Source organism: Secundilactobacillus yichangensis, from assembly GCF_016861565.1.
Lineage (GTDB): Bacteria > Bacillota > Bacilli > Lactobacillales > Lactobacillaceae > Secundilactobacillus > Secundilactobacillus yichangensis.
In genome coordinates, this window is record NZ_BOLK01000023.1 from 24,637 (window position 1) to 31,801 (window position 7,165).

The 7,165-nt window shown below is 44.6% G+C and carries 4 protein-coding genes and 1 other annotated feature; of the genes, 1 reads left to right on the plus strand and 3 read right to left on the minus strand.

Annotated features, from left to right (window positions below):
• Positions 1-6: 6 nt before the first annotated feature.
• The 3 genes from JUE95_RS12090 to JUE95_RS12100 all read right to left on the minus strand — a co-directional run bounded on the left by JUE95_RS12090 (position 7) and on the right by JUE95_RS12100 (position 5,034).
• Positions 7-3,090 carry a YfhO family protein gene (locus JUE95_RS12090; RefSeq protein ID WP_203652055.1) on the minus strand — a complete coding sequence of 1,028 codons (3,084 nt, stop codon included), beginning with the start codon at positions 3,088-3,090 and terminating at the stop codon, positions 7-9.
• A 113-nt stretch (positions 3,091-3,203) separates the two neighbouring features.
• Positions 3,204-4,103: a phosphogluconate dehydrogenase (NAD(+)-dependent, decarboxylating) gene (gene gnd / locus JUE95_RS12095; protein WP_203652056.1), complete on the minus strand. Its 900-nt coding sequence runs from the start codon at positions 4,101-4,103 to the stop codon at positions 3,204-3,206.
• Between the two features lie 133 nt (positions 4,104-4,236).
• On the minus strand, positions 4,237-5,034 hold the full coding sequence (locus JUE95_RS12100; protein ID WP_203652058.1) for a YdcF family protein: 798 nt from the start codon (positions 5,032-5,034) through the stop codon (positions 4,237-4,239).
• An 84-nt stretch (positions 5,035-5,118) separates the two neighbouring features.
• Positions 5,119-5,325 (plus strand) — a binding site (T-box leader).
• Between the two features lie 48 nt (positions 5,326-5,373).
• Here JUE95_RS12100 and tyrS point away from each other — a divergent pair.
• Positions 5,374-6,630, plus strand: a complete 1,257-nt coding sequence (gene tyrS / locus JUE95_RS12105; RefSeq protein WP_203652059.1) for a tyrosine--tRNA ligase — start codon at positions 5,374-5,376, stop codon at positions 6,628-6,630.
• The last annotated feature ends 535 nt before the right edge of the window (positions 6,631-7,165 follow it).

Genomic DNA, 7,165 nt, shown 5'->3' on the forward strand with positions numbered 1-7,165 from the left:
AACCAGCTAGTTGTTAGGATCATCTGATCGTTTAGCAGAACGGTAACTGATCAGCAGCCATATGCCGGATAACGCTGCCAGCAGCACACCGACAATTGATAGCCAGAAACCAGTTTGTAACCCTGGCGTGCGGTAGGTCAGCTTGATTCGGTGGGTACCTCGAGGAAGCGTCGCACCAACGAAGCCGGAGTTGACGATCTGAGTCTGCTTAGGTTGACCATCAACGCTCAACTGCCAGCCCTTACTGTACGGAATGCTGGTGGTTAAGATTCGCTTACCGCTGCCCGTAGAAGTGCCGCTGACTTCATTATTAGTTACGTGCTGGTGAGTGAGGCCGGTCTTTTGCAGCTTGGTAGTTTGCTGACGGTACTTTGCTGCATATGGTACGGCAATCACTTTAACATGTTTAAAATGAATCTTTTCCGCGTTCGTAAATGACAAGTCGATGGTTTTTCTCAGTTTGGTGGAATAGCCTAGGTTAATTAGCAAGTGGTCCTTGGGTTCATAGTCGGAAAGGTTATTGATTCCAAACTGGTTATAGACGGTTTTGTAACGACTGGTTTTGATGTTCATGGAATAGGCATTGAACAGCGGCGTATTAATAATTGTCCGCCAGTTATTTGTTTGCTGGCCCTTTGGCAAAGGCGTTCCGGCAAATTTCGAGCGGGTGGCAAAGTAGTTCAGGCGTTTAGCGGTGTCTGGAAAACGGGTTGAAATACCTGAAAAATCCAGGTAAAGCTCAGTGCCCTGGACCTGCTTAGGATGCTTGAGCTTCAGTGTGTAAGTCTGCTGCTGTCCCAGCATATCGCTGGTCATCTCGTGGAGGCCGTTACGGTTGGTTTCCGCATTATTATTAATGAGTGTCTGATTCTCAGTTAACAGCCTGTCCACTTCAGCGGATGGTTTTTCCAGCCCAGTAGCTGCAGCATAGTTGGCCGCTTCCTTAGGTGGCAGTGGCTGTTTGCCAAGGGCTGCCGATGGAGAATGTTTGGTATTGTGCTGGAGGCGGTAGTTGATCAAATCGGGAACTTTAAGGATTGGCAGGCTAGTTAATTGGACGTTATAACCCACGTGTTTAGTGGCTGTTTTTAGCCGTGCTTTGGCAACTCCCGGTACTTGCTTTTGAACACTAGCACCTTCCAGTAACGCTTCTTGCCGCTGCAGAGCAGTGAGCTGCTTAAAGGCGGAAGGGGTGATTTGTGAGCTCTGCGTGTAGACTAATGGCAAAGCATAACGGTTCTTTAAAATGGCTGTTCCGGTACCGTTACCAACGGAGTAAATCGGATGGTCGTCAATGATGACGGGTTTACCGTGTTTGGTTTTCAACTGCTGGAAACCATATGGCATTGCTTTTTGATTCAACATATCATCTTCGCGGGCAAATAGATACTTCACGTTAAGCAAAGAAAGTATCGAGCCGCGGGTGTCGACACTGCTAGTCGGATTATTCATGCTGTTTTGAACGTTTGCTAATTGCTGGTTAAAGTGGTTAACATCACCATTTTGAACCGAATAGTAGGAACTAATGGTGTGGGTGTTCAGCAGCATCGGAATATTGTTACCAACCGTGACCATCGTGTAGTAGTTATTGGTCGTGGAGGTGCGGTAAAAGCTCTTATCCCGTTGATGAAGATACTGGTCAGCACCGTCGAAGTACCATTTTGACCACTGAGTGGCGGTATTATTTGGCAGCTCATTTTGAGGGGCACCGCTGTAGTTCTCATCGTAAAAGCTTAAGCCGGTCGTAATGGCATTCAGTGTCACTAGGCCTAACAAACCGAGTTCAATGGGTTTAACCAACTGAGGCTTTAGTAGCAGTAAGCTGAACAGCCAAATAAACAGCATGAAAACCAGATAGGTCAGCAGCTGAATTTGACGGAATTTAAAGAGGTAGCCGTTAGCAACCCAGATAGCAATCATTAGCACTGCAATCACACCAGTTAACCAAATAAAATCGCGGATTGTGTATTCGGTGAGATGATCGACTAGCGTAGCGGCAATTAGTGCAAATGCCAGTTGAGCCATCATTAGCCAACGGTTCGAAGGAGTGCTCATGACGTTTAAAGTGGCTGCCACAGCAGGAAATAGAAGTCCCAACCCAATTAAAATCAAGGTGACATTAAGCGCTAAATATTGTTTGAAACGCCGTAGTGTCCAGACCATGGCAATCAGTGATAGGCCGCTGGTAGCAATCAAGGCCCAGTAGTAAATATTGCCGTTGGACGTGAGAATATTATCAGGTAGAGTTCGGTAATAGACCTCAGGATACCAGTTCAGATTATTGGCAAAAATTGATCCGCCCATGCGTGAACTGTTCATCATAGCCATCACGTTCGGCAGCAAAATAACGGCGGATATCAGGATTGCAATCACCATGGCGACCATGATTTTCAGCAGCAACTGCCATATTTTCGGCAGGAAGGCCCCTTTTCGGTTTAAATCCAGGTAACGAATAACCACGAAGATGACGGCGCCAAAGGCCATTAAGTAGGCGAAGTAGACGTTGCAAATCAGGATAGCAGCTGTAACAATCGTTAGCCACCACCAGGTTTTGCCCTTCAAAACTAAATCAATGCTCAAACAGAGCAGTGGGAAAAAGATCATCGGCAGTAAGAAGAACGGGTGGTGGTAACTGACATAAAAGGCGAAACCGTTAAACGTGTAGATCAGCGCGCCGAAGATTTGGCCGGCTGGTTTAAAATGAAAGTGTTTAGCCAGCACGATGAAGGATAATCCCACTACGTACAGCCGAAGAATCGTTAAAATCAGGTAGCCCAGTTCAAGTTGATGTGCTGGGAAGAAGGCAATTAAGTAGCTGAACGGGTCACCCACTAAGTAGTAAGCAAAGGTGGTCATTTGATCGGCACCTAAGCCTAAGTTCCAAGACCAGCTGAATAGTGACTGGTGGGCAGTACCGTGTAAGATGCGATAGAATTCTTTTAAGATTGGATAGTGCTGGGCGATACCGTCCAAATTCCAGATATTGGAATGACCGGTGGCGTGCAGGGCTCCGAATGTTATTGATGTGATAATGATAAAAGCCAGTGTGTAAGTAATCCATACTGGCAGTTGATTGATTTTACGTTTCAAAGTAAGCTCTCTCCAGTTTGTTGTGATAACTCATTATCGCATACTCATTCTCATGTTGCGAAATTAAAAAAGGCCACGCCAGGGCGTGACCTTTTCGAGTCGTTAATTTAAAATTAGTTCTTATCCATTGCGTGACCACCGAAACCGTTACGTAAAGCAGAAACAACTTTACCGTTAAAGGTGTCATCTTGCATTGAACGGAACCGAGTCATAACAGCGGCTGAAATAACTGGGGTTGGTACGGCGTGATCCATAGCGTCTTCAACAGTCCATTGACCTTCACCGTTAGAGTGCATGCGACCTTTGATGGCATCCAAGTTAGGATCCTTTTCAAAGGCTGCTTCAGCCAATTCCATTAACCAGCTACGAACAACGGAACCGTTGTTCCAAACCTTGGCAACAGCGCGGTTGTCGTAGTCGAAGTCAGAAGCTTGAAGGACTTCGAAACCTTCACCGATGGCTTCCATCATACCGTATTCGATACCGTTGTGGACCATCTTCAAGTAGTGACCTGAACCGGCTTTACCAGTGTAAAGGTAGCCGTCTTTTTGTGAGATACCTTCAAATAAAGGACGAATGGTTTCGAAGACTTCTGGTTCGTCGCCACCAATCATGAAGTTACCGCCGTTAAGAGCACCTCTCCAGCCGCCTGAAGAACCGCAGTCAAAGTAGTGAATACCCTTTTCGCCTAAGAGACGGTTGTGACGAAGTGAGTCTTTCCAGAAAGTGTTACCGCCATCAATAACGATGTCGCCCATGCTTAAAGCATTAACTAAATCATCCACAGTAGCATCAGTTGGTTTGCCAGCTGGTACCATGATCCAAACAATCTTTGGTGATGGTAATTGATCAATCATTTCTTTAAGAGTAGTTGCTTTAGTAGCACCGTAAGTAGCTGCTTCTTCAACTAAGTCAGTGTTTAAATCAAAACCGACAACTTCATTGTTATTACGAATCATGTTTTGGGCTAAGTTAATACCCATCTTTCCTAATCCAATTAAACCTAGTTTCATTAGAAAAACTCCTCGCTTCATTTGGCCTGGTATTTTACAACAGAATTAGTATATAAGATTCTCTTGGCTTTCGCAAGAGAAAATGTAAAAAAATTTCAGTTTTATTTTCATGTGTGAAAATACACTAACTCGTCTAGTTGATGAATAGTTGAATTAAGGATGTTATTACGAGCCAGATAATCAGAAGCGGCCATTTCAACTGCAGCAGCAGGGCCGCAACTTCTCTTACCATCGCGGGAATCAAGGCTTCAGTAGTGGTCCAGGAACCTAAGAGGCCAACCGGCAAGTGCTGCTGCCATGCTAGTAGCTTGCTGCGAACTAGGTGATAGTCACTGGTAACGACTAGGATTTTTGGCTGTCGTGCCTGCACCCAATCTTGACGGATGAGCTGTTTTGAGAATTTGAAGTTAGTTTTAGTTGAAGTGGCAGCTTGCTCTAGCAGCAGCCGCTGCGGATTAATCTGGTGGCGGATCAAATAATCGGCCATGGATGAGGCCTCACTCTGCGGCTCATCACTGCCCTGGCCACCGGTGAGTATGAGCTTGGGTGAGTTAGGCTGCGATGAGCAAAAATCAATCGCAGTCTGTAGGCGTCTTGTCAGCGTCCTGGAAGGGCCGTCAGTATTGACCTTTGCACCTAATACGATAAGGTAGTCGGCAAGTACTGCCTTATTAGTATGGCACTGATACCAGCAGGTTAGCCAAAGGTAGCCGGTGGCCGTTAGGTACCAAGTGGCAAAACCAACACTAGCTGCCGTTGCCAGCAAGTGACCCGGCCAGATGAGTACTGGCAGCGCAATTAATAGATCAGTAACGACCAGTATACTAAGCAGTGGCCCCCAGACCAATCGCTGATTCGACTGGTGCTTTACCAGTGGCTCAACTGCACCTAAATTCAGTAGGGTGATAATGATTAGAATAATAGTCAGCACGACCGCCTCCTTTATTTCTTCTATTATAGGTTAAATGACAGCCAGACTGCAGCTTGACTTTTAGTGTTTGTATTTGTAGTATTAATGACAGCTAAGAAACATTAAAGTAGGCAATTGGGCAACGATTTAGAAACTTGACGGCTGCTGCAAGTCAAGCGTCCCAGTTAACCGAATTACAGTGTGGAGCGAACCAGTTAATCGCTGGCGGGTCATGCCGATATCCATGTCGAGCGACGTTGTCATATTACAACGTAACTTGGGTGGTAACGCGGAATTTATTTCGTCCCTATTAGTCTATGACTAGTGGGGACTTTTTTAATATCTTAAGGAGGTTTCACTGTGACGATTTTAGATGAGCTTAAATGGCGTGGCGCGATTAACCAGCAGACGGATGAAGAGGGGCTGACTGATCTGGTTAAAAATAAATCGGTTGGTTTATATGTAGGGATTGATCCTACTGGTGATTCAATGCATATCGGGCATTTAATTCCCTTCATGATTTTAAAACGATTCCAGTTGGCAGGACACCGGCCTTACATTGTGATTGGTGGCGGTACTGGTTCAATCGGTGATCCAAGTGGTAAGAAATCAGAACGGGTTTTGCAGTCAATGGAGCAAGTTCACCATAATGAGGCAGCTATTACTGCTCAGATGGAACATCTATTTGGCCAGGATGGCAGCTTTAAGATCGTGAACAATTACGACTGGCTGTCAAAAGTGTCATTGTTAGATTTCCTGCGGGATTACGGTAAGCTGTTTAACGTTAATAACATGCTGGCCAAGGAAGTTGTCGCTTCACGGCTGGAAGTGGGGATCTCATTTACTGAATTTACTTACCAGATTCTCCAATCAGTTGACTTCCTCCATCTATACCAAGCCGAAGACGTCCAGCTTCAGGTTGGGGGTGCGGATCAATGGGGCAACATCACAGCCGGCATTGATTTGATTCACAAAATCGAAGGGGCGGATGCAAAAGTATATGGCTTGACGATTCCGTTAATGCTCAAGGCAGATGGGACTAAATTTGGTAAAACTGCCGGGGGTGCTGTTTGGCTTGATCCGGAAAAGACGACGCCGTATGAATTCTACCAATTCTGGTTGAATCAAGATGATCGGGATGTTGTTAAATATTTGAAGTACTTTACCTTCCTTAATCAAGATGAGATCTCTGACTTAGCCAAGAAAGTTGAGACGCAACCAGAAAAGCGTGAGGCACAGCGACGTTTAGCTGAAGAAGTCACAGAATTCGTTCATGGTAAGGACGCGGTGACTGAAGCGGAGAATATTTCTAAAGCACTCTTCTCAGGGGACGTTGCTGATCTATCGGTTAATGAAATCGAACAGGGCTTTAAGAACATGCCTTCAGTTGACGTGACCGATGAGAAACGTAACATCGTTGAATGGTTGGTAGACGTCACTTCCATTGAACCTTCGCGCCGACAAGCACGTGAAGACGTTAATAACGGTGCGATTCGGATTAATGGCGACAAGGTAACGGATGTTAACGCCGAAATTGATCCAAGTGCTCACTTCGATGGTAAATTTGTGATTGTGCGCCGCGGCAAGAAGCGTTACTTCTTAGCAAGAGTTAAATAACTAGCAACTTTTTAGGAACCGTTTCGCTTTAAACGAGGCGGTTCTTTTATTGTTCAATAATATGAAGTGTTTTTACATTTTTGAGGAGTGAAATTTGATGTGAGAAAAGATTAGCAGTAATTTTTCACATTTATTTTGAAAAAGTATTTGACCAAGCCGGGAATACTTGGTATGATGTTATCTGTTGTCGCAAGAGATTATTAACACATGTACCGATTCAGAATTTTAAAAGTTACGTGTTGACATTCTTCAACGATGATGGTATTCTTAATAAGTTGCCTCAGCGAGAGACATTTCGACAAGGAATGTTGATATAGAAAGTTTTAGTTGACTTTCTTGAGGTAATAAGATACAATATAAAGGCTGATTCGAAAAAGAATCTGCTTGGTAGACCTTTGAAAACTGAACAAAGTTTTGTTTCACAAATGTGCAGGGTATATCAGTTTCGGCTGATATCAAATGTAATTTGCGAAGTCAATTTCGCTAGTAATATTAATGAGTCACAAACAATCATAAATTGAGAGTTTGATCCTGG